This window comes from Dactylosporangium sp. NPDC005555 (assembly GCF_040605635.1).
Classification (GTDB): domain Bacteria; phylum Actinomycetota; class Actinomycetes; order Mycobacteriales; family Micromonosporaceae; genus Dactylosporangium.
Genome location: NZ_JBEXDG010000005.1, coordinates 282,399 through 305,470 on the forward strand (window position 1 = coordinate 282,399; position 23,072 = coordinate 305,470).

The 23,072-nt window shown below is 73.5% G+C and carries 22 protein-coding genes; 10 read left to right on the plus strand and 12 right to left on the minus strand.

Annotated features, from left to right (window positions below):
- Positions 1–84 precede the first annotated feature (84 nt).
- Together ABZS58_RS08715 and ABZS58_RS08720 are read left to right on the plus strand one after the other, a co-directional pair.
- Positions 85–1,533 (plus strand): NCS2 family permease, encoded by a 1,449-nt coding sequence (locus tag ABZS58_RS08715; protein WP_354779125.1) that lies wholly within the window; start codon positions 85–87, stop codon positions 1,531–1,533.
- Between the two features lie 43 nt (positions 1,534–1,576).
- Positions 1,577–4,711: a BTAD domain-containing putative transcriptional regulator gene (locus tag ABZS58_RS08720; protein WP_354779127.1), complete on the plus strand. Its 3,135-nt coding sequence runs from the start codon at positions 1,577–1,579 to the stop codon at positions 4,709–4,711.
- Between the two features lie 3 nt (positions 4,712–4,714).
- Here the strand turns inward: ABZS58_RS08720 and ABZS58_RS08725 are convergent, their stop codons facing one another.
- From ABZS58_RS08725 to ABZS58_RS08745, 5 genes are all read right to left on the minus strand, one after another.
- Positions 4,715–5,494 carry an ABC transporter permease gene (locus tag ABZS58_RS08725; protein ID WP_354779129.1) on the minus strand — a complete coding sequence of 260 codons (780 nt, stop codon included), beginning with the start codon at positions 5,492–5,494 and terminating at the stop codon, positions 4,715–4,717.
- Positions 5,491–6,513, minus strand: coding sequence for an ATP-binding cassette domain-containing protein (locus ABZS58_RS08730; protein ID WP_354779131.1), 1,023 nt, complete (start codon positions 6,511–6,513; stop codon positions 5,491–5,493). Before ABZS58_RS08730 ends, ABZS58_RS08725 begins: the two co-directional genes overlap by 4 nt.
- A 111-nt stretch (positions 6,514–6,624) precedes the next feature.
- On the minus strand, positions 6,625–6,990 hold the full coding sequence (locus tag ABZS58_RS08735) for a hypothetical protein (protein WP_354779133.1): 366 nt from the start codon (positions 6,988–6,990) through the stop codon (positions 6,625–6,627).
- 97 nt (positions 6,991–7,087) lie between these two features.
- Positions 7,088–7,420, minus strand: a complete 333-nt coding sequence (locus ABZS58_RS08740; RefSeq protein WP_354779135.1) for a metalloregulator ArsR/SmtB family transcription factor — start codon at positions 7,418–7,420, stop codon at positions 7,088–7,090.
- 78 nt (positions 7,421–7,498) lie between these two features.
- The gene (locus ABZS58_RS08745; protein WP_354779137.1) at positions 7,499–8,143 is read right to left on the minus strand and encodes a hypothetical protein; all 645 of its coding nucleotides are present in this window, start codon (positions 8,141–8,143) and stop codon (positions 7,499–7,501) included.
- A 224-nt stretch (positions 8,144–8,367) separates the two neighbouring features.
- On the opposite strand from ABZS58_RS08745, the gene ABZS58_RS08750 reads away from it, so the two are divergent.
- Positions 8,368–8,571 carry a hypothetical protein gene (locus ABZS58_RS08750; RefSeq protein ID WP_354779139.1) on the plus strand — a complete coding sequence of 68 codons (204 nt, stop codon included), beginning with the start codon at positions 8,368–8,370 and terminating at the stop codon, positions 8,569–8,571.
- A gap of 3 nt (positions 8,572–8,574) precedes the next feature.
- Here the strand turns inward: ABZS58_RS08750 and ABZS58_RS08755 are convergent, their stop codons facing one another.
- The 3 genes from ABZS58_RS08755 to ABZS58_RS08765 all read right to left on the minus strand — a co-directional run bounded on the left by ABZS58_RS08755 (position 8,575) and on the right by ABZS58_RS08765 (position 12,020).
- Entirely contained in the window at positions 8,575–9,861 is a 1,287-nt protein-coding gene (locus tag ABZS58_RS08755; RefSeq protein ID WP_354779187.1) for a sensor domain-containing diguanylate cyclase, read from the minus strand.
- Positions 9,862–10,257: 396 nt separating this feature from the next.
- Complete coding sequence (locus tag ABZS58_RS08760) at positions 10,258–10,917, minus strand: response regulator transcription factor (protein ID WP_354779141.1); 660 nt, start codon at positions 10,915–10,917, stop codon at positions 10,258–10,260.
- Positions 10,914–12,020, minus strand: a complete 1,107-nt coding sequence (locus ABZS58_RS08765) for a histidine kinase (RefSeq protein WP_354779143.1) — start codon at positions 12,018–12,020, stop codon at positions 10,914–10,916. Before ABZS58_RS08765 ends, ABZS58_RS08760 begins: the two co-directional genes overlap by 4 nt.
- A gap of 192 nt (positions 12,021–12,212) precedes the next feature.
- Here ABZS58_RS08765 and ABZS58_RS08770 point away from each other — a divergent pair, with 192 nt between their 5' ends.
- From ABZS58_RS08770 to ABZS58_RS08800, 7 genes are all read left to right on the plus strand, one after another.
- Complete coding sequence (locus tag ABZS58_RS08770; protein WP_354779145.1) at positions 12,213–12,548, plus strand: DUF6223 family protein; 336 nt, start codon at positions 12,213–12,215, stop codon at positions 12,546–12,548.
- A 140-nt stretch (positions 12,549–12,688) separates the two neighbouring features.
- A complete protein-coding gene (locus ABZS58_RS08775) occupies positions 12,689–12,883 on the plus strand; it encodes a hypothetical protein (RefSeq protein WP_354779147.1) in 195 nt (64 codons plus the stop codon).
- Positions 12,884–12,950: 67 nt separating this feature from the next.
- On the plus strand, positions 12,951–13,298 hold the full coding sequence (locus ABZS58_RS08780; RefSeq protein WP_354779149.1) for a hypothetical protein: 348 nt from the start codon (positions 12,951–12,953) through the stop codon (positions 13,296–13,298).
- A 301-nt stretch (positions 13,299–13,599) separates the two neighbouring features.
- A complete protein-coding gene (locus ABZS58_RS08785; RefSeq protein WP_354779151.1) occupies positions 13,600–16,341 on the plus strand; it encodes an EAL domain-containing protein in 2,742 nt (913 codons plus the stop codon).
- 66 nt (positions 16,342–16,407) lie between these two features.
- A complete protein-coding gene (locus ABZS58_RS08790; protein ID WP_354779153.1) occupies positions 16,408–16,983 on the plus strand; it encodes a dienelactone hydrolase family protein in 576 nt (191 codons plus the stop codon).
- A 253-nt stretch (positions 16,984–17,236) separates the two neighbouring features.
- Complete coding sequence (locus tag ABZS58_RS08795) at positions 17,237–17,908, plus strand: ribonuclease HII (protein WP_354779155.1); 672 nt, start codon at positions 17,237–17,239, stop codon at positions 17,906–17,908.
- Complete coding sequence (locus tag ABZS58_RS08800; protein WP_354779157.1) at positions 17,905–18,816, plus strand: DUF3500 domain-containing protein; 912 nt, start codon at positions 17,905–17,907, stop codon at positions 18,814–18,816. The genes ABZS58_RS08795 and ABZS58_RS08800 overlap by 4 nt, the downstream gene beginning before the upstream one ends.
- A 145-nt stretch (positions 18,817–18,961) precedes the next feature.
- On the opposite strand, the gene ABZS58_RS08805 is transcribed toward ABZS58_RS08800, so the two are convergent.
- From ABZS58_RS08805 to ABZS58_RS08820, 4 genes are all read right to left on the minus strand, one after another.
- Positions 18,962–20,404, minus strand: coding sequence for a protein adenylyltransferase SelO (locus tag ABZS58_RS08805; RefSeq protein WP_354779159.1), 1,443 nt, complete (start codon positions 20,402–20,404; stop codon positions 18,962–18,964).
- A gap of 36 nt (positions 20,405–20,440) precedes the next feature.
- Positions 20,441–20,623, minus strand: a complete 183-nt coding sequence (locus ABZS58_RS08810; protein WP_354779161.1) for a hypothetical protein — start codon at positions 20,621–20,623, stop codon at positions 20,441–20,443.
- A 124-nt stretch (positions 20,624–20,747) separates the two neighbouring features.
- Complete coding sequence (locus ABZS58_RS08815) at positions 20,748–21,512, minus strand: SDR family NAD(P)-dependent oxidoreductase (protein WP_354779163.1); 765 nt, start codon at positions 21,510–21,512, stop codon at positions 20,748–20,750.
- A 111-nt stretch (positions 21,513–21,623) separates the two neighbouring features.
- Complete coding sequence (locus tag ABZS58_RS08820) at positions 21,624–23,066, minus strand: RICIN domain-containing protein (RefSeq protein WP_354779165.1); 1,443 nt, start codon at positions 23,064–23,066, stop codon at positions 21,624–21,626.
- Between the last annotated feature and the right edge of the window lie 6 nt (positions 23,067–23,072).

Here is a 23,072-nt window from a genome sequence, read left to right on the forward strand (position 1 = left end):
AAACATTCCCGCGGTTGATTCCAGCGCCGTAGATGGGATCATCGCGCGGCGGGGGCACGTACGTGAACGTCAGGGAGGCAACACATGAACACGACCCGCGCGGAGCCGCGTAACGGCTTCGACCGGTTCTTCGACATCAGTGCGCGCGGCTCAACGCTGAGCCGGGAGATCCGTGGCGGGCTCGCCACGTTCTTCACGATGGCCTACATCGTGGTGCTCAACCCCCTCATCCTCGGCAGTGGCGTCGACAGCACCGGCGGCAAGCTGGCCATCGCGGCGGTCGCCTCGGCCACCGCGCTCGTCGCGGGCGTGATGACGATCCTCATGGGCGTCGTCGCCCGGTTCCCGCTCGCCCTCGCCGCCGGCCTCGGCGTCAACGCGCTCGTCGCGTTCGAGATCGCGCCCCACATGACCTGGGCCGACGCGATGGGCCTCGTGGTGATCGAGGGCGTGCTCATCGCCGTCCTCGTGCTCACCGGGCTGCGGGAGGCGGTGTTCCGCGCCGTACCGACGCAGCTGAAGACCGCCATCGGGGTCGGCATCGGCCTGTTCCTGGCCCTCATCGGCTTCGTCGACGCGGGTTTCGTGCGGCGCGTGCCCGATGTGGCCGGCACCACGGTCCCGGTCGGGCTCGGCATCGGCGGCAAGCTCGTCAGCTGGCCGGCCCTCGCGTTCGGCGTCGGCCTGCTGCTCACCGTCGTGCTGGTGGTGCGCAAGGTCCGCGGCGCGATCCTCATCGGCATCCTCGTCTCCACCGTGCTCGCGATCATCATCGAGGCGATCGCCAAGGCCGGCCCCTCGTCCGTGGACGGCAAGCCCAACCCGAAGGGCTGGAGCCTCAACGTCCCCGTCCTCCCCGACAAGATCATCGACAAGCCCGACCTGTCGCTGTTCGGCCACTTCAACGTGCTGCACTCGTGGCAGACCGCCGGCGTCCTTATCGTGATCATGTTCGTGTTCACCCTGCTCATCACCGACTTCTTCGACACGATGGGCACGATGGTCGCCGTCGCCCAGGAGGGTGAGCTGCTCGACGAGCAGGGCATGCCGCCCCGCACCCGGGAGATCCTCCTCGTCGACTCCGTCGCCGCGGCCGCCGGCGGCGTCGCCAGCACCTCCAGCAACACCAGCTACATCGAGAGCGCCTCCGGCGTCGCCGAGGGCGCGCGCACCGGTGTGGCGAGCCTGGTGACCGGCGCGCTGTTCCTCGTCGCGATGTTCTTCGCGCCGCTGGTGACCGTCGTGCCGTTCGAGGCGGCGTCCGTCGCCCTGGTCGTCGTCGGCTTCCTGATGATGACCGTCGTGCGGACCATCGACTGGTCCGACTACGAGATCGCCCTCCCGGCGTTCCTCACGATCGTCCTCATGCCCTTCACCTACTCCATCTCCAACGGCATCGGCGCCGGCGTCGTCTCCTACGTCGTGATCAAGGTCGCCGCCGGCAAGGCCCGCGAGGTGCACCCCCTCCTCTACGGCGTGGCGGTCCTGTTCATCGTCTACTTCCTGCGCGGCCCCCTCGAACTGCTGTTCTGAGCCGGGCGGACGAGCTCGGCGGTCACCGCATTAGCCTGTTGCGGTGACCGTCGAGCTGAGCCTGCTGTCGCGGGTGACCTACCGGGGGCGCGAGATCGTCGGGCCGCGCCAGTGCGGCCTGCTCGCGCTGCTCGCCGGTGACCCGCGCACCGGGTGCGGCACCGCCCGGCTCGTCGACGGCCTGTGGCCCGACGAGCGGCCGGAGCATCCGGCGAAGGCGCTGCAGGTCGTCGTGTCCCGGGTCCGGGCGCAGGCCGGCGCCGACATCGTCGCCCGCACTCCGGGCGGCTACCGACTGACCGTGCCGCCGCCGCAACTGGACACGTCGGCGGTGCTGCTGCACGCGGACGCCGCCGCCGACCTGGCGCGGGCCGGGGATCACGCCGGAGCGCTCGCCCGCGCCGAGGAGGGCCTCGCGCTGTGGGCCTCGGCCGAGCCGGCCGACCCGGGCCTCACCGACCCGCTGTCCGTGCTGCGCACCGACCGGGAGGAGACCCGGCGCACGCTGCGGACCGCCCGCGCGCTCGCGCTGTCCCGTCTCGGCCGCCACGCCGAGGCCGCCGGACCGCTGGCCGAGGCGTTCCTGCTGCGCCCCCGCGACGAGACGGTCCTGCTGGAGCTGCTGCGGTCCGAAGACGCCACTGTTGGTCCTTCGGCGGCACTCGCCCGCTACGAGACCTACCGTGCGTCGCTGCGCGACGAGCTCGGCACCGACCCCGGCCACCCGCTGCAGGACGCGCACCGGCGGCTGCTGCGCGCCGACGCGCCCGCCGTGCGGCGCGGCATCCCGCACGACCCCAACCAGCTGCTCGGCCGCGACGACGACATCGCCGCCGTCACCGCGCTGCTGGCCACGTCACGGGTCACGTCCGTCATCGGCACCGGCGGGCTCGGCAAGACCAGGCTCGCCTACGCGGTCAGCCGCCAGGCACCCCAGCCGGTCGTGCAGGTCGTCGCGCTCGCCGGCGTCGCCGCCGACGCGGACGTCGCCCCCGCGGTCGCGTCCGCGCTCGGCATCGGCACCCCCGCCGACGGCTCCGGCGCGGCCGCCGCCGTCGCCGGCGCGCTCGGCACCGGCCCCGCGCTGCTCGTGCTGGACAACTGCGAGCACGTGGTGCGCGGCGCCGCCGACCTCGTCCGGGACCTGATCGCGGCAACCGGCGATCTCCGGGTGCTGACCACCAGCCGGGCGCCGCTCGGGCTGTCGTCGGAGTCGGTGTATCCGCTGCCGGAGCTCGACCTCGACACCACCGTCGCGCTGTTCCAGCAGCGGGCGCGGGCCGCCCGGCCGGGCGCCGACGTGCCCGCCGACGCCGTCCGGGAGCTGTGCGCGCACCTGGACGGGCTGCCCCTCGCCGTCGAGCTCGCCGCCGCCCGCGTCCGGGTCATGTCGGTGCCCGAGATCGCCCGCCACCTCGACGACCGGTTCGCGCTGCTGCGCGGCGGGGCCAGGGACGCGCCGCCGCGGCACCACACGCTGCACGCCGTCATCGACTGGAGCTGGACCCTGCTGGAGCCGGCCGGCCGTTCGGCGATGCGCGCCCTGTCGATCTTCCCCGGCGGGTTCACCGCGGCCGCCGCCCGCCACGTCCTCGACGGCGACTTCCTTTCCGTGCTCGCCCAGCTCGCCGACCAGTCCCTGCTCAAGGTCACCGACACCGCCACGGGCACCCGCTTCCGGATGCTGGAGACCGTCCGCGAGTTCAGCACCGCACAGCGGGAAGCCGCCGGCGGGACCGCGCGCGCCGTCGACGGCCTGCTCGCCTGGGCCGGGGAGTTCGGCCTCGCCGAGATGGGCCTGGTCTTCGGCGCCGACCTCGTCCCCGCGGTGGAGCGGGTCCGCGCCGAGCAGGACAACCTGGTGCTCGCCCTGCGCCACGCCCTCGACCGGGAGGACCACGCCGCGGTGGTGGCGGCCGCGGCGGTACTGGGTGGGCTCTGGACCGTCGAGGGCAACTTCGTGCGGATGACGGCACTGGCCAGGGACACCGCGTGGATCGTGTCGCACGCCCGCCCGGCACCCGCGATGATCGAGGCGACCCGCACCGCGGCGCTGCTCGGCGCGATGAACGACTTCCTCATGCGCGAGCCGCTCCCCGCCCGCTTTCTGGTCACCCTGCGCCGCCTGCCGCCCGGCACCCCCGACACCGTGATCGGCGCCGCGGACATCGTGCTGCGGGCCATGACCGTCGACGGCCTGCCCGCGCTGTGCGACAGCGCCGAGCCACTCGTCGCCGGCCTGGCCAACGGCGCCGCCAGCTACGTGAGCGAATACGACCAGGACATCGACGGCGCACTGCTGGCCGCGCACCGGATGCTCGCCGCGTTCGGCGACGGCCAGGTGACGCCCATGATGCGGGCCGTCGCCCACTCCCGCATCGGCGAGCTGCTGCTGCAGGTCGGCCGCGGCGAGGAGGCGGGTGTGCACCTCTCGGAGACCCTCGCCGTGCTCGACGAGCTCCGCCAGCCCGACGCCGCGTCGAGCGCCGCCCGCGTCCGGGGCGCGATCGCCCTCGCCAACCTGCAACGCGGTGCGGTGGACGAGGCGGAGCAGTGGCTCGAGCAGACCGGCAAGGGCGAGTCCGACGTCCTGATGTTCGGCTCCGGCGTCCGGGCGGAGATCCTCCTCGCCCGCGGCGACGTCGACGCGGGCCTGCGACTGTGGCGCCGGGTCGTCACCCGCATCCGGGCGATGGCCGGCGCTCCCGGCGGCCGGGAGCTGCCCGGCACGGCCTCGTGGGCGCTGGAGGTGCAGGCCACGGCGGTGGTCGCGCACGCGCAGCACGACCGCCTCGACCTCGTCCGGGACCTCGCCGCCGACCTGCCGGACCTGCTGGAGCGCCTGCTCACCGACCCCGGCGCGGGCGTCGCCGTGGGCGACCCGGTCCGCGGCGCGCTCCTGCTCGCCATCGCCGTCGTCGACCTGGACCGGGGCCGCCGCACGGGCGACGCCCGCCTGACCGCCTCGGCGGCCGGGATGATCGCCCTGTCGGAGCTGTTGCTGTTCACCCGCGGCTTCCAGCCCACGATGTCCGCCGGCCACGCCCGCGACCTGGCCGAACGCGCCGACGCCGCCACCTACCACGCGGCGGTGTCGGCCTGCGCCGGCCTGGACCGTGACGCCCTCCGCGCCGCCGCCACCGCAGCCCTCGCGGCGCGTCGTGCCCTGACCACCTGAGCGTCAGCGGCGGGGGGCGCGGTTGAAGACGGTGCGGGCCCACAGGTAGCCGGCGAAGGCGAGCCCCAGGCACCAGGCGACCGCGATGGCGCCGCTGTCGCCGACCGGCGTGTCCATCATCAGCGCCCGCAGCGTGTCGATGATCGGGGTGAAGGGCTCGTTGGCGGCGAACCAGCGGACCGCGCCCGACATCGTCTCCGGGGTGACGAAGGCGCTGCTGACGAACGGCAGGACCTGCACAATGAGCAGGAAGCCCGTCGTGCCCTCCGGGGTGGGGGAGGCGAGGCCGATCGCGACGGCCAGCCAGGTCAGCGCGAGCGCGAGCAGCAGCACGAGACCGGCCGCGCCGAGCCAGCGCAGCGGGTCCCCGGTGGGCCGGAAGCCCATCAGCAGCGCCACCCCGATGACGAGGGCGACGCTCACGACCGTGCGGATCGTCGCGGCGAGGACGTGGCCGGTCAGCACGGACTGGCGGGCGATCGCCATGGTGCGGAAGCGGTCGATGATGCCCTCGGTCATGTCCTTGTTGACCGACAGGGCCGTGGTCGAGGCGCCGTAGCCGACGCAGACCAGCAGGATGCCGGGGACGACGTAGTCGATGTAGCCGCCACCGGAGACACCGGCGGGGATGCCGGCGCCGATCGCGCCGCCGAACACGCCGACGAACAGCAGCAGCATCATCACCGGGATGACGAGGGAGGTGACCATCGAGGCCGGGTAGCGCAGCGTGTGCTTCAGGTTGCGGCGCAGCATCGTGGTGGAGTCGCTCACGGCGTGGCTCATCGTGCGCCTTCCTTGGCAGTGGCCGCCGCGGCCGGGTTCCCGGTCGCGGCATGGTTTCCGGTCGCGGCATGGTTTCCGGTCGTGGCAGGGTTTCCGGTCAGGGCGAAGAACACGTCGTCGAGGTCCGGCGTGTGCACGGACAGGTCGGCGACCTCGGCTCCGCAGGCGTCGAGCCGGTCGAGCAGGGCCCGCATCGACCGGGCCCCGCCGTCGCCGGGGACCCGCAGGGTCAGGGTCTCGTCGTCGCGGGTGGCGCCGTCGAAGGCCCGGGCGGCCGCGTCGAGCCCGGCGACGTCGGCGAAGCGCAGCTGGACGTGCCCGCCGGGGATCTGCCGCTTCAGCTCGTCCGCGGTGCCGGTCGCGACGATCCTGCCCTGGTCGAGCACGGCGATCGTGTCGGCGAGCTCGTCGGCCTCGTCCAGGTACTGCGTCGTCAGGAACACCGTGACGCCGTCGGCGACGAGCCGCCGGATGATCTGCCACATGGTGCGGCGGCTGCGCGGGTCGAGGCCCGTGGTCGGCTCGTCGAGGAAGATGACGCTCGGGTCGCCGACGAGGGTCATCGCCAGGTCGAGCCGGCGCCGCATGCCGCCGGAGTAGGTCGAGGCCGCCTTCTTCGCCGCGTCGACGAGGTCGAAGCGGGCCAGCAGGTCCGCGACCCGCCGGCGTCCCTCGGCCCGGCCGAGGTGGTGCAGGTCGGCCATCAGCTGGAGGTTCTCCTCCCCGCTGAGCAGGCCGTCGACCGCCGAGAACTGCCCGGTGACGCCGATCGACGCCCGGACCTCGGCGGCCGCGCGACCGACGTCGTGGCCCGCGACGGACGCCTGCCCGCCGTCCGCCCCGATGAGCGTCGACAGGATGCGCACCGTCGTCGTCTTGCCGGAGCCGTTGGGTCCCAGCAGCGAGAACACCGTCCCGCGCGGAACCTCCAGATCGATGCCGTCGAGCACGACGTGGTCGCCGAACGACTTGCGCAACCCGGTCGCCACGATCGCCGACGGGGACGAGGTGGTAGCCACGTCCCTCCCTTCCAACCGCCGCTGTGACGCTGGTGCGCCACGACTGCGACGATCGTGCGGGAGGCGGCCTTCACCGCGGTTTCAAAGCCTTTCAGTGCCCTTCAAGGCCGTTCACTTGCGGGCGGTGCCCGCCACCACCCTGGTCGCGAGGTTGCCGCCGTTGGTCTGGGTGCCGGCGACACTGACCGGCATCCCGGTCCTGACCGCGGTGAGCCCGCCGGCCGAGCCGTTGACGGTGACCGCGGTGCTCGCTGCCACGGTGAACCTGACGGTCTTCGGGCGGCTGTCGCGGAACATGTACGCACGGGTCACGACGAGCGTCGAGTCGACGGCACGGACCGAGGCGACGGTGCCGACCACGGACACCGCCACGCCCGGCGCCGGCGTGGCGGCCCACGCGTTGTCCGGGGTCGTGAGCTGACTTCCGGCGACAACGGTGGCGATCAGGCCCGCGGTGCGCAGATGACGTCGTGACACAGTGCCTCCAGGCGGTCGAACTGGAACCCGTAGCGTCCCGAACCCGGGTTGCGTCCCGGGTGCCGTCCGGGTCCCGTCCGGTCACCATCCTGGAACGTCAGGGGCCGTCCAGGAAGGACGAGAGCCGCCCGAGCCGGTCGTCCCAGTCGGCGGCCAGGGCCGCCAGGTAGCCCTGGGCCAGCTTGATCGGCTCGGAGCGGTGCCGGAAGAGCACCCGCCGGCCGCTGCCCGCGTCGCTGGTGACCAGGCCCGCCTCGGCGAGCAGGGCGAGGTGCTTCGCGACGCCCTGCCGGGTGATCGACAGCCGGCCGGACAGGTCGGTCGCGGTGCTCGGACCCTGCTCGGCCAGGCATGCGAGGATCGCCCGGCGGTTGGGGTCGGCGAGGGCCGTGAAGACGGCGACCGCCGCCTCCTGCGGGTCAGACGGCATCGCGATCCGTCACGTCGGGCATGGTCGCTCCTGCGGTGGCTGCGTGGCGATCCACCGTACCCGGGCAGTGCCACGCGGTCACGACGGCCAGAACGTGACGGCCAGCGTGGCGATCCCGGAGCCGATCAGCGCGAACGCCCACACCCTGTCGGTGTCGAGCCTGGCCCTGATCCGCACCGGGCGCAGCCGCAGCACCTCGTAGGCGATCAGCGCGACGACGCCTGCGGCGGCCACCATCGCCCCCGTGTGGACCGCCGTGGCCAGGATGCCGGTGACCGCCGAGGTGCTGCCGACGCCGACGCCGCCGTGGTCATGGTGTGCGGCGGCCACCGGCACCGCCGCGAGCAACGGCAACAGGACGAGCCCCGCACCGTGCGCGGACGACATCACGAACGACCACGCGAGCAGGTCGGTCTTGCGCGGTCCGGGCCGGCGGCCGTGCCCGGGGGACCACAGCCGCCAGATGCCGGCCGCGGCGAGGACGATCCCGCCGGCGGTCGTGACGAGCCGCGCGGTCGTCACCGACATCAGCACCGTCACCAGTGTCGCTATCGCGAACACGGAGGCGGCGTGGCCGAGCGCGATCGGGCCGAGCGTCGCGGCGATCGCCGACCTGCGCCGCTCCCGCACGCCACCGGCGAGGGCGAGCAGCCACCCCATGCCCGGGTTGAGGCCGTGGAACGCCCCGAACCCGGCCAGCACCACGTACTGCCACGGCTGCATGATCCCTTCTTCCCTTCCGGAACCAGACGCTATAGCAACCCGATGGTTGCGTCAATTGGCCTTCGTCGCCGCGTGGCCGTCACTACCCAGCGCCGGCCACGACACGCGCGGCGCCCCGGCCCTGCCGCACGACCTCAGGCCCCGCTGGAGGAGGGGGCCGCCGGGCGGATCGACGGGAGGCGGTCAGCCCGGAGCGTGGTGCCACACGGACGGTCCGGCGGGCCGTGCCGCGCGCCGTTCAGGCGATCGATGCGGCACGATTCGCCGGCATCGCGGTCAGGGGCGACATCCACGACGTCCTCGGCGCCGCCACCGGCGGCTCCTCCGTCAAGGGCGGGCTCGGCAACACCCACGCGTGCCGGGCGGCGCCGCTGCCGACGCGGTCCGGCAACCGCCGGACCGCGACCCTGGTCCGCGTCCCGCCATGAGGGTCAACCGGCCAGCCAGCGCTCGTCGAGCGCCGGGTCGGCGAACGCGACGTGGCGGGGGCGGCGCTTCGCCCGGTACATCGCCTCGTCCGCGAGCCTGACGAGGTCCTCCGGATCGATGGTGGCGTCGGACGCCCCGGCGGCCGCGACCCCGATGCTGATGGAGACGGTCACCTCCGCCGTGGAGAGCACCAGCGGCTCCTCGACCGCGGTGAGGAGCCGCTGGAGCACCGGGGCGATCCGCTTCAGCGGCCCGAACCGCTCCAGCACGACGACGAACTCGTCGCCGCCGACGCGGGCCACGAAATCGGTGCTGCGCACGGTCCCGGCCAGCCGCCCGGCGATGCGGATCAGCAGCTCGTCGCCGACTGCGTGGCCGTGCTCGTCGTTGACCGGCTTGAAGCCGTCGAGGTCCAGGAACAGCACGGCCATCGGCCCGCCGCCGCGCCGGACCCGCTCGCCCGCGTCGCGGATGCGCCCGACGAGCCGCCGCCGGTTGGGCAGGCCCGTAAGCACGTCGTGCGCCGCCTCGTGCTCCTGCCGCCGTTGCTCGGTGACGTCGCGGTTGACGAACACGTAGCCGGTCGCCTCGCCGCCGGCGGCGGCGTGTAGCGCCGAGATCGACGACAGCACGGTCAGCGGCACCGCGTCGGAGCGCCGCTCCCGCAGCTCGCCCTCCCAGCGGCCGTGCTCCGCCGCGACCTGCAGCATCTGCGGCGCGGAGACCTCGGTGCCGTCGCTGATGCACGCGGTCGCGAGCAGGGCGAGCAGGTCACAGCCGACCGCTTCGCCGGAGGAGTAGCCGTAGAGGCGTTCGGCGCCGGAGTTCCAGCTGACGATGACACCGTCGGCGTCGCAGGAGACGATCGCGTCGGAGATCGCGTCGAGGAGGTCACCCTGCCGCCGGGCGTCCTCGAGGAGCTCCAGCGTCGCGGCGAACGCGTGACTGTGCTCGATCACCCCGCCGGCGACCGCGGCGACCGCCTCGACGAACGCCACGTCGGCTTCGGGGACCACCGCACCACCCGTGCGCAGCATGCCGAGCGCGCCGATGACCGAGCCACGCGCGAGGACCTGCACCACGCTGATGCCGTTCGCCGCGTCGGTACCGCGCAGCGAACCCGCCACCGCGTCGAGCAGCGCTCCGGCGACGGCCGGGTCGGCGTCGCCCGCGGTCCGCACGGCTCCGGCGGTGAGCGCACCCACGACGCAGCAGTCCGGCAGCTCCGCGCCGATGGCGGAGACCAGACGCTCCAGCAGGTGACCGTCGTCGGCCGGCGCGTCCAGCATGCGCACGCAGACGTCTGCCACCGCACGCAGGCGGGACACGGGGTCCTATCGGCCGCGAACGGCGCGACTGAATCTTTTGCGGCCTCAGCGTTCCCCGGGGCTGGTCGAGCCCGCAGCCCGCGGTCGGTCCGGCCTCGTCGGGTGGCCCGTACGCGAACCAGCCCACGTCCTCGGGGCGGTCGGTGCTCCGTACCAGAGCGGCAACGGCGAACAGGGGCGCGCCACCGGCCAGGGCCCACCGCACCCGGGGCGCCGCGTCGCGGGCGCGCAGGGCCTGCCAGGCCAGCAACCCGAACGCCGCCGCCGAGCACCGCAGGGACACCTCGGTCGCCGAGACCGCCGCCGCGACGACCGCCAGCACCCCGGTCAGCGCGAACCCGAGCGGGAGCTTCGGGCTCACCGGCGGCCCGGGGTCGCCAGGCCGGCGGTGTAGGCGATGACGACCAGCTGCGCGCGGTCGCGGGCGTGCAGCTTGGTCATGGCGCGGTTGATGTGGGTCTTCGCGGTCACCGGGCTGATGAACATCCGGGCGGCGATCCCGTCGTTGGACAGTCCCTGCGCGGCCAGGGCCACGGCCTCGCGCTCCCGCGTCGTCAGCTCGCGCAGCGCGGTGGCGTCGGGTCGTGGCGGCTGGGTGATGTACCGGTCGATGAGCCTGCGGGTGATGGACGGCGCGAGCAGCGCGTCGCCGCGGGCCGCGACGCGCACGGCGTGCAGGAAGTCCTCCGGCAGGACGTCCTTGACGAGGAACCCCGCGGCGCCAGCCCGCAACGCGTCGAGGACGTATTCGTCCAGCCCGTAGTTGGTCAGCACGACGACGTGCACGGCGTCCAGGGCCGGGTCCGCGGCGATGCGCCGGGTGGCCTCGATGCCGTCGACGACGGGCATCCGGACGTCGAGGAGAACGACGTCCGGGAGGTGCTCGCGGGTCAGCGCCACGCCCTCGGCACCGTCGCCGGCCTCGGCCACGACGGCGATGTCGTCCTCGGCGTCCAGCAGCGCCCTGAACCCGCTGCGGATGAGCGGCTGGTCGTCGACCAGCAGGACGCGGATCACGGCACCCGCGCGACGGGAAGCTCGGCGTGGACGGTGAAGCCGCCCTCCTCGCGGGGCCCGGCCCGCAACCGCCCGCCGAGCGCGGTCACCCGCTCCCGCATGCCGAGCAGCCCGACCCCGGGCGCCGGCGGGCACTGCGCGGTGGCGGTGCCGTCGTCGTCGACCCGCACGACGACCGCGTCCGGCCGGTAGCCGATCCGGATCGACGCGGTCCCGGCCGCGGCGTGCCGGGCGACGTTGGTCAACGCCTCCTGCACGATCCGGTACGCCGTGCGCTGCACCGCGGCGGGGACGTCGGTGCGGTGCCCCTCCACGGTCAGCGACGCGTCCAGGCCGGTCGCCCTGGCCCGCTCGACCAGGCCGGCGAGCTGGTCGAGGCCCGGCGGCGGGGCGGTGTCGTCGTCGCGCAGCGCCTCCAGGGTCGCCCGGAGCTCGCGGGCCGCCTCCCGTCCGGCGTCACGGATCACGAGCAACGCGTCCGGCACCGGCTCGCCGCGCTTGTGGGCCAGGTGCACGGCTGCCTCCGCCTGCACCTTGATGACCGAGATCTGGTGGGTGAGCGAGTCGTGCAGCTCCCGCGCGATGTGCAGCCGCTCCTCCCCGGCGCGGCGCAGGGCGGCCTCCTCGCGGGTGCGTTCGGCCTCGTCGGCGCGCCGCTCGGCCTGGCGCAGCGCCTCACCGGCCGCGCCGGCGGCGATCAGCCACGCCAGCTCGAGCACGCCCCGGGCCTGGGTGAACGCCGCGCCGGCGGACAGGCCCGACACCATCGCCGCCACCGGCAGCCCGGCCAGCAGCGCCGCGCTGGTCGCCACGGTCGCCGCGCGGCGCCCGGCCCGCATCGCGGCGTACACGGCGACGAGGTACGCGACGGCGAACACGTTGAACCCGGCCGCCCGGTAGCCGACCGCGCACACACCGGCCGCGACCAGCACCGCGACGGGCGCCCGCCGGCGCGCGGCCAGCGCGAGACCACCGGCCGCCAGCAGGGCGTAACCGGCGACGGCGGGACCGGCCGGGTGCTCGGCGCGGCCGGCGAGCACGAGGACGGCCGCCACGCCCGCGGCGAGCGCCCAGTCACGGATCCCGATGCGCGTAGCGCCCATGAGGCACCCTAACCGGACCCGCGGCCCGGCGACTCGTGCGCGAGGACCAGATCCGGCTGCCGCGCCCGTGGTAGATCCGGGCCCGCTGCCACGTCCGCGGCAGCCGGCGACGCCGACGCCCGCACGATGCGCCCGGGCGCGGCGGCCGACACGATCGAAGGCATCGAGCCAGGCACGACACAGGAGGAAGCCATGTCCCACGCACTGCTGACCGCCGGCCGGGTCCTCGCCGCCACGCCCGGGCTGACCGCCGACCGGGCGCTCGCCACCGCGGCCGCGTTGATCGCGGTGGCCGGCGTGGTCACCGGCGGGCTGGCCCTGGCCGGCCGCCTCGGCCCCCTCGGTGGGCGGGGACCGGCCGTCGCCCTGACCGCCGGGACCGCCGGAATCCTCGCCGGCGGCCTGGTGGTCCTCACCGCCGACGGCGGCCCCGGCACCGGCAACGGCATCGTCGGCGGCTACGCCGCCCTGGCCGCCGGCCTGCTTGCGGTCGTCCTCGGCGGCGTCGCACAGGCCCGCTCCAGATGACCTCGCCGGCCCGCCCGCGCACCTGATCCGGTCGTCCTCGGGGAGCGGCTCGCGGTGGGACAGCGGGTCGGGCGAACTACATCGGTGTACTTATCGATCGCACCTTCCCGCTGGTGAGCGGGCTGTCGTAGCGTCGGGTCGTGAGCGCGGCGGCGATGCAGACACCCGACGGCACGTGGCGGGTCGAGGTCGGCGGGGTGGGCTCCATCGCCTGGTACACGCTGATCGGCCCCGGCGTGTCGCGCGCGCTGCCGAGCGTGGACAAGCTCACCGACGCGCTGCTCGAAGTGGGTGTCGAGCTCGGCGACTTCGTCGACCCCGGCGCACCCGCCTGAGCGGAACAGGCTCTCCGCACCTGCTGATGACCGGCCGGTAGGCTCGCACGGTCCGGGAGGAGCCGCGATGTCCGCGTACGGTCCAGCGCTGTTCGTGTCGAGGAAGGACGGCGCTCCTGTGCCGCCGGGGGAGCAGGAGGCGATCCTGCTGCTCGCACGGTCCGCCGCCGCCGCGGTACGGCTGAAGGACGAGCGGGACGTGCCCGCCGACCCCCGCGTCTACGACTACGACGAGTACGAGTCCCGCGCGCTGGGCATCCTGCTGTACTCCGGCTACGCGTACGGCCAGATGCCGGAGGAGATCCAGCGGGACCAGGAAGACACCTGGACCGAGGAGACCACCGCCGTCGCCGCCGAGATCGAGCGCCAGGCCCCCGGCCTGTACACCTTCACCGGCTACGGCGTGGAGGACTGACCGCCGTCTCCCGATTCCAGGGAGAGGGCAGGACCACTGTCCTGATCGGACGGTTGGAAGACGTAGGCGGGGCAGCCCCCAGTACGTGAGGATCTGCCGCAGCCGACATTCGGCCTCGTCCATGGCCGCGGGGAAGGCGCCTGCCGAATGGGCCGTCCGTACCTCCGCGGCCGGTACTCGGGACGATCGGCGCGAAGGGGGCAGGGGCGGTACGGTGCGTCGGCAGGCGGATGACGCTCAGGTGTCGCGGGTCGCGGTCGATGAGCATTCGGACGGGGGCACGGAGAAGGACGGGCGGTACATGACCGGATCGGGACGGCCGGGCCCGGCGGCACGGCTGCGTGATGCCCTGTTCGGGGCGCCGCGTGCCGATGTGGCCCTCCAAACGGCAATTGTCCTGATCGCATGGGTGTGGTTCGCGGCCAACGTGCAGGGGCCCGTCGGGCCGCCGGCGCTGGGCTGGGTGCCGAACCTGGTGTCGGCCGTGCTCGCCGGCACCGCCCTGTGGACCGTCGGCACGGTCCGGACCGGCGGGCAGACAGCGCGGGTCAAGCCCGCCGCCGCGCGGTTCTGGCGGTACATGGGCGCCGGCACGCTGCTCGTCGGGCTCGGGTCGTCCGTCCGCGGGATGCAGGCGATCCACGATCCGCAGGGCCGCATCGGCGCCATCGACGGCGCCGTCTTCCTCGTGGCGGTGCTGCTGGAGGGCTGGGCGCTGCTGCGGCTGCCGCTCGGCCTGGCCAGCGGGCGGCGGCGGGTCACGTTCCTGCTCGACGCGTGCACGGTCGTCGCCGCCGGTGGGCTGTTCCTGTGGCAGTTCTGGCTGCGCCCGTCGCTGGAGCGCGACACCGACGACCGGACGGCCGCGGTCGTCACCGGGCTGGTCACGCTGGTCGTGTCGCTGCTGGCGCTGTTCGCGATCGTCAAGGTGGCGCTGACCGGCGGGTCGACCGTCGACAAGGGCGCGCTGCGGTGGTTCGGGCTCGCCATCATCGTCGGGGCGCTCGCGTCGGCGCCCGAGGCGCTGCTGCCGGCCGGCGCACCGAGCCCGAGCCAGCTGGCGGTGCCGCTGAGCTGCCTGTTCGCGGTGTTCGCGGCGCGGCGGGAGCGGCGGGGCGAGACCGCGCCGGAGCCCGGCGAGGACGGCGGGCGGCGCAGTCCGTTCAGTCTCATGCCGTACGTGGCGGTCGCCGCCAGCAACGTGCTGCTGCTGTTCGTCATGCTGTCCGACGACCCGGCCGAGCGGCTCGGTGTCGCCGTCGGGGTCGTGATCCTCGCCGTGCTGGTGGTCGCCCGGCAGACGCTGACGTTCCAGGAGAACACCCGGCTCGTGGCCCGGCTCGACGCGGGCATGGTCGAGCTCGGCGACCGGGAGCGGCGCTTCCGCTCGCTCGTGCAGAACGCGTCCGACCTGATCACCGTCACCGGCGCCGACGGGATCCTCACCTATGTCAGCCCCGGCGCGACCCGGCTGCTGGGGCTCCCCGCGGAGCAGTGGCCCGGCCGGCCCGCCGCCGACATGCTCTACACCGACGACGCGGGGCTGGTGCTCTCGGCGTACGAACGCGTCATGAGCGAACCGGAGACCCCCGCGGTCTTCCAGGCCCGCCTCGCGCACGCCGACGGCAGCTGGCGGTGGGCGGAGATCACCATGGCGAACCTGCTGCACGACCCGGGCGTCGCCGGCATCGTCTGCAACTCCCGCGACATCACCGACGCCCACGACTTCCAGCAGCGGCTGAGCCACCAGGCCAGCCACGACGCCCTCACCGACCTCGCCAACCGCAGCCTCTTCGGCGAGCGGGTCTCCGAGGCGCTCGCCGCCGGGCCGCCGGAGCGGCTGCGGGTGCTGCTCATCGACCTGAATGAGTTCAAGACCGTCAACGACACCCTCGGCCACGCCGTCGGCGACGCGCTGCTGGTCGCGGCCGCCGACCGGCTGCGCGCCGCCGTCCGGCGCGGCGACATCGTGGCCCGGCTCGGCGGCGACGAGTTCGCGGTGCTGCTGGAGCACGCCGACGACGCGGCCGCGCTCGCCGTCATCGCCCGGATCGCCGCCGCGTTCGACGAGCCGGTCGACGTCGACGGGCACCGGCTGCGGCTGGCCGCGAGCATCGGCGTCGCGCTCGGCACGGTCGCCGCCACGCCGCAGGAGCTGCTGCGCCGCGCCGACGTCGCGATGTACGCCGCGAAGGCCGACCGGGACGGCCCGCGCATCCGGTACGTCGACTACGCCGCGCCCCTGGACGTGCCGGTCCGGGCCCGGGCCATGCTGGAGCGCGACCTGCGCACCGGCATCGACGAGGAGCAGTTCTCCGTCGTGTACCAGCCGATCGTGGCCCTGACCGGCGGAGCGCCCGTGGGCGTCGAGGCCCTGGTCCGCTGGGAGCATCCGGACCTCGGCACGGTGCCGCCCGGCGACTTCATCCCCGTGGCCGAGGCGACCGGGCTGATCGTGCCGCTCGGCCGCTGGATCCTTTCCCAGACCCTCCAACAGGCGGTGCGGTGGCACGACGTGCACGGCGAGGCCGCGCCGCGCATGAGCGTCAACGTCTCCGCCCGGCAGCTGCAGGAGGCCGATTTCGCCACGGACGTCTCGGACCTGCTGACGGCGTCCGGCCTCGCCCCGCACCGGCTCACGGTCGAGATCACGGAGACCGCGACCCTGCACCCCTCATGCGTCGAGTCCGTGCACGCCCTGCGGGCCCTCGGGGTGCGGATCTCGCTCGACGACTTCGGCACCGGCCACTCCAGCCTCAGCACCCTGCAGACCTGCCCGGTCGACGAGATCAAGCTGGACCGCGCGTTCACCGGCACGTGTACGGCGGCGGACGGTCGTACCGTCGCGGCCGCGGTGATCCAGATGGCCCATGCGCTGCGGATCGAGTCCGTCGCCGAGGGCATCGAGACGGAGGCGCAGGCGCGACGGCTCCGCGAGCTCGGCTACCCGCACGGCCAGGGCTACCACTTCGCCCGCCCGCAGCCCGCGGACGAGATCTCGGCGCTGTTGTCGGCCGCGGCACCCGCCACGCTCAACCGATGAGCGGCTTTCCCTATGATGGTCCTGATATGAGGCTCAGCGTCTGATTCCGGGGGAGACGAGGGAGACATGGCCGAGGTGGTCCTCTTCCACCACGCGCAGGGGCTGACGGCCGGGGTGGTGGCGTTCGCCGACGGGCTGCGCGGGGCCGGGCACACCGTCCACACGCCCGACCTGTTCGACGGCCGCACCTTCGACAGCATCGAGTCGGGCCTGGCATATGCGACGGAGCTCGGCTTCCCCGGCGAGATCCTCCGCCGCGGCGCCGCCGCGGTGTCCGCGCTGCCCGCCGAGCTGGTCTACATCGGCTTCTCCCTCGGCGTCCTGCCCGCCCAGCAGCTGGCCCAGACCCGGCCGGGCGCCCAGGCCGCGGTGCTGTGCTACTCCTGCGTGCCGGTCACCGAGTTCAGCCCCACCTGGCCCGCTTCCGTGCCCGTCCAGGTGCACGGCGTGCAAGGCGACCCGATCTTCGTCGACGAGGGCGACCTCGACGCCGCCCGCGACCTCGTCGCCCAGGCTCCCGACGCCGCGTTGTTCCTGTACCCGGGCGACCAGCACTACTTCGCCGACAGCTCCCTGCCCTCCTACGACCCGTCCGCGACGGCGCTGCTCATCGAGCGGACTCTGGCGCTGCTGGCCCGCTGACATGCGGCACCCGGTCCTCGGCACCGTCACCTTCAACCCGGCGATGCTCTCTGGTGGGAGGCGACCTCCCCCGTCCCGCTCGGCATCACCGACCAGGTCTCGCTGACGGTCAGCGGCCTTGACGTCCCCGCCCGCAACTGGCCGGCTGACCGTCGGCTTCCCCCATCACCGGCGTCTGGTTGACTGGGGCGCCACGACGGTCGTCCCAGAAGGAGCCGGACACTTGCCCGCACGAGCCGCAGGGACCGCACGAGTGAGCCGCAAGGTGACGCCGACGCTGGAGGTGGAGCGGGAGCTGTGGGGGCGGGGGCACCTCACCGTCGCCGGGATGGATGAGGTCGGGCGCGGGGCGTGGGCCGGGCCGATCGCCGTCGGGATCGCGGTCATCGCCGGCGATTGCGCACCGGTGCCCGACGGGCTGGCGGACTCGAAGTTCCTGTCCGAGGCGCAGCGGGAGCGGATGGTGCCCGTCGTGCGGCAGTGGGTCGCGCACTGGGCGATCGGCGAGGCGAGCCCCGAGGAGATCGACCGGCTCGGGGTGACCGCTGCGCTGCGGACCGCCGGCTGGCGGGCGCTCGCGAAGCTGCCGCGGCATCCAGGTGTGATCATCCTCGACGGCGCGCACGACTATCTCAGCGACCCGATGGAGGAGACGCTGTTCTGCCCCGAGCGCAGCATCCCACCGGTCCGCACCGAGGTGAAGGGCGACGCGCGGTGCGCCGTGGTGGCGGCGGCGTCGATCCTGGCGAAGTCGCACCGGGACCTGCACATGGCTTCGCTCGCCGGGGATTTCCCGGTGTACGGGTGGGAACGCAACGCCGGCTACGGGGGCGCCGTGGAGCATGTGGACGGCGTCGCCGCGCACGGACTGTCCGTGCACCACCGCAGGTCGTGGCGGGTCCCGGCTGGTACAACAGCAGAATGACGACAGCAGCGGCGATGCGGGCCGAGGCGGCCGACCTCTTGAGCGAAGCGCCCGGGGTGGGGCTGCCGTTCGAGGACGACGCGCACCGGCGGTGGATCGAATACCGGCCGCGGCCCAGGCCCGGCGTGAGCCTCGGCGCGCTCGACCCGGCCGGGCGCAAGGCCGCGCACCGGCTGCTCGCGACAGGGTTGCGCGAGCACGCGTTCGCGCAGGCGACCGTGATCCTGGCGCTCGAAGAGGTCCTCGACCGCCGGGAGGGCTACCGGCGCGGACGGCACAGCAACGACTACACGGTCGTCGTGTTCGGCACGCCCGGACCGGGGGAGCGGTGGGGCTGGCGGTTCGAGGGGCACCACCTGTCGGTGACGATGACGCTCGACGGCGACGCGGTGTCCCCGGCGCCGGTGTTCCTCGGCGCGAACCCTCTCGGCACCTACTACGGCGACCGGCCCGTCGTGCGCCCGCTCGCGCCCGAGGAGGATCTCGGTTGGGCTGTGCTCGCCGCGGTACCGCAGCAGCTGTTGCACCAGGTCGTCCTGCAAGAGACCGCGCCGCCGGACATCCACAGCGGACCGGCGGCGGCGATCCGGAAGGTGCCGCCGGGGATCGCGGCCGGCGAACTGCCGGACCCGGCGCGGCGGCTGCTCGACGAACTGGTCGCGGTCTATCTCGACCGGCTGCCGGCGGACGTCGCGCCGGCCGTGGACCGGGACCGGCTGACGTTCGCCTGGGAGGGTGCGACCGAGCGGACCGGCCGGCACTACTACCGCGTGCAGGGCCCGGATCTGCTCATCGAATACGACAACACCGCCGACGACCTGAACCATGCGCACACGGTCCTGCGCCGCCCGGACTCCGACTTCGGCGCCGACATCCTCGCCGACCACCGCGCCGACTGGCACCACTGAGGCGTTCAGCAGCCGCAGGCGCGGCTGTCTGCCTCGGTGGGTTTCCCGATGATCCGGAAGACTTTGTGCTGCTATGGCGACCCAACGTCTTCCGGATCATGGGATACGTCGGCGCCGGTCACCGCCATCGGGGGCGGCGCTGAAGTCAGGTGCCGCAGAAGGTCTGGTAGGCGCCGAAGTCCGCCGGCGCCGGGCCCGCGTAACGGTCGAGGCCGGGCCGCTCGGTGAACGGATCGCTGACCACCTCGACCAGCCGCGTGAACGGCGCCAGGTCGCCGCCGGTCGCCGCGGCCAGGGCCTCCTCGACGAGGTGGTTGCGGGGGATGTAGACGGGGTTGACCCGGTCCATCGCGTCGGCGTCGGGGCCGAGCGCCAGCCACCGCCGCACCCACGCGCCTGCCAGGGGGTCGGGCAGCAGGGCGCGGATCGGTGCGGAGTCCCCGCGGGCGGCCGTGGCGAGGGCCCGGTAGGCCGACGTGTGGTCCACGCGCCCGGTCTGCAGCAGCGTCAGCAGGTCCGCCACGAGCTGGGCGTCGTCGTGTCCCGCGGGGAGGCCGAGCTTCGCGCGCATGCCGTCGGACCACGCGGCCTCATACATCCGCCGGAAACCACCGAGGGAGGCGACCGCCAGCTCGACGGCGCGGTCCTGGTCGTCGTCGATGAGCGGCAGGAGCGCCTCCGCCAGGCGGGCGAGATTCCACTCCGCGATGAGTGGCTGGTTGCCATACGCATACCGGCCGCCGTGGTCGATCGAGCTGTAGACCGTGGCCGGATCGTAGGCCTCCATGAAGGCGCACGGACCGTAGTCGATGGTCTCGCCGGAGATCGTCATGTTGTCGGTGTTCATGACGCCGTGCACGAACCCGGCCAGCATCCACCGCGCGATCAGCGACGCCTGCGCCGCGAGGACCGCCTCGAACAGCGCCAGGCAGGGCCGCTCGGCGTCGGCCGCGGCGGGGTGGTGGCGGGCGATCGCGTGGTCCGCGAGCCTGCGCAGCAGGTCCTTGTCGCCGGTCGTGGTGGCGTATTGGAAGCTGCCGACCCGCAGGTGGCTGCTCGCGACCCTGGCCAGGACGGCGCCGGGCAGCAGCGTCTCGCGGCGCACGATCTGCCCGGTCGCGACGACGGCGAGGGCGCGGGTCGTCGGGATGCCCAGGGCATGCATGGCGCGGCTGATGACGAATTCCCGCAGCATCGGCCCGACGGCGGCGAGCCCGTCACCGCCGCGCGCGAACGGCGTCCGGCCGGAGCCCTTCAGGTGCAGGTCGCGGGCCAGGCCGCCGGCGGCGAGCTCGCCGAGCAGCAGCGCCCGGCCGTCGCCGAGCCGCGGGGAGAACCCGCCGAACTGGTGCCCGGAGTATGCCTGCGCGACCGGGGTGGCCCCGTCGGGGACGACGGCGCCGACCAGCAGCCGCACCCCGTCGGGGCCGCGCAGCCACGCCGGGTCGAGGCCGAGATCGGTGGCGAGCGCCTCGTCGAGCGCGAGCAGCCGGGGCTCGGCGACCGGCTCGGCCTGCCACGGGACCGCCATCTCGGGCAGCTCTCGGGCGAAGCGGTTGTCGAGGGTCACGGCCGTCGCGATGCTCACGTCGTCGAGACTACGTCGCGGGTCCGACAGGAATCGTCACGCGGGCTCGCGGACCCCGCCGGTGTCGCCGCCGCCCTCGTCGTCGCCGGGCATCGGCTCGACCGGCGCCTCGGGCAGCTCGGCCGGGGTGTCGGGCAGCAGCTCGCTCGGGTCGTCGGGCACCGGCTCGCGCGGGTCGAGCGGTGGGTACTCCTCGGGGTCGAGATCCGGATTCGGCATGATCCCAGTATCGGGCAACAGCGACCTCCCCGCCCGCCGGACGCGCTTCGCCGCGACCGCCGGAGCGGACACGGTGGCGGGCCGCCCGGTGACCCGGGTCACCGGGCGGCCCCGCCAACCTTGATCAGTGCGCGGGCAGCGCGGTGCCGGTCAGGTCGGCGAAGCGCGCGAGCAGCTCGTCCAGCTGGGCCTGGTCGAAGTCGGCCGGCCGCCAGTCACGGTCGCTGAAGTACTGCCCGGTGACCCGCACGTCCTCGTCGACGGCAAGGCGCACCTGACCCCGCGCGGCGTCGGCGGGATCGATCGGCGCGCCGTCGCCGCCCATCCTGGTGCGCACCCAGCCCGGGTCGACCGCGTTGCTCAGCGTCCCCGGCCAGCGCCGGGCAATGGCGACGGCCAGCATGAGGTCGAGGAGCTTCGACGTGCTGTAGACCGCGAACCCGTTCCACGGCCGCCGCTCGTACTGCAGGTCACCGAGCTCGACGGCACCCTCGGCGGCCATCGCCGACGACACGAACACCAGCCGCCCCGGCGGCGGGAGCAGCGCCGTCAGCAGGTACGGCGCGAGCACGTTCACCTGGAACATCGACTCGAGGCCGTCGTCGGTCAGCTCCCGCTCCGAGCTGTCCAGCCGGGCGATCCCGGCGTTGTGCACGACCGCGTCGAAGCGCCCGTGCTCCTGCAAGGAAACGGCAAGTGCCCGCGTCTCTTCGAGCGAGCGCAGGTCGCCGACCGCGGTCCCGGCCGCGCCGGGCACCGCCGCCTTCGCCACAACCGCCCGCTCCTCGTTACGGGCGTGCAGGATCACCCGGTGCCCGCCGGCGACGAGCTGCGTCGCGGTGTGCAGGCCGATGCCGTCGGCCGATCCGGTGACAAGAATGGTGCGCAATGGGGGTCCCTTTCGTCGTGTACCGCACACGATGACCGGCCCCGATTGCAGTGCGATTGCAGCGGACTTGCCCCGGCGCTCACGTGATGTGAACGCCGGGGCGGTCTTGAGTTACAGACCGATGCCCGCCTGCGGTCCGGCGTACGTGCGCAACAGGTTCGGCACGTCCGCGGCAGGGTCGAGCGTGTAGGAGTAGAAGCTCGACGGCGTGAACGCCGAGCCCGACGTCTTCTGCTGCCCGGTGCAGTTGACGGTGATGCTGCCGCTCTGCTTCAGCTGCGCCGTCGGGTCCGGGTAGTACGGGTCCTTCACGTTCTCGAAGTAGCTGTTCTCCAGGACCATCTTCGTCGCGCCGCGGGCGTAGTTGCCGTAGGAGCTGACGTTCTGCAGATAGTTGTTGTACAGGTGGGCGTAGGCCACGTTGTCGGTGCTGGGGTTGCGCTGGTTCGTGTCGTGGATCCAGTTGTGGTGGATCGTCATCCGTGCGGTGACGTTGTCGGTCCAGCCGATGCCGAAGGCCTTGTTGTTGCCGCCCATCACGTTCCAGGAGACCGTGAGGTAGCTGGTGTCCTTGCGGCTGTCGATGAGGCCGTCGTTCATCCGCACGATCGTGTTGTGGTCGATCCACACGTGGTCGGCGGTGTCCATCTGGATGCCGTCGTAGTCGTAGACCTTGTCGTCGGGGTCGTCGTCGGTCATCTGGGTGTCCCGGATCGTCAGGTTCCGGATGATGACGTTGCGGACGCCGGTGCCGAGGAAGAACCCGCCGCCGACGATCTGCCCGCTGGTGCCGACGCCGACGATCGTCTTGTTGGACTGCACCTTCAGCTCGGTGCCCTTCGGCGTGACCGTGATCGCGCCGGCGACCCTGATGACGTAGGGCGTGCTGGCGGTGACGTATTTCTGCAGGTCGGCGAGGGTGGTCACGGTGACGGTCGGGCCGCCCGCGCCGCCCGTCGTGCCGCCGCCGGTGGACGCGAAGCCGTCGGCGGTGTCGGACCAGGTCCGCCCGCCCACGGCGTTGAACGCCCATTGCTTGTTGCTGTTGGCGGTGCAGGTCTCCTGGATGACGGCGGCGCCGCTGGCCGTGGAGGCGTCCTTGTCGCTGATGCAGAGCCCGCTGTTGATGTTGATGATCTGGAAGGTGTTTGTGCCGGAGGCGACGAGTCGCCACTGCTGGTTGGTCTGGCTGGCGACGCAGGTGTACTGCTGCAGCTGCACGCCGCTTGTCGTGGACCAGCCGGGCACGTCGACGCACTTGCCGCTGCTCACGTTCACCAGCTGGTAGTTGCCACCGGCGGCGGTCAACCGGAACTGCTGCCAGGTGGCGCCGGACGTGCAGCCCCATTGCTGCAGCAGCGCGCCGTTCGCGGTGGACGCCGACGGTACGTCGATGCACTTGCCACTCTTCGTCACCGCCAGCTGGTAGGTGCCGCCGGTCGCCGGCAGCGCCGCGGCCTGCGACGGCATGACCGAGTGGCCGACGACGCCGGCGAGGACGCAGACGGTGAGCCCGGCGAGCAGATAGCGCCGCCTGCCTGTGAGGATTCGCATGGGAGC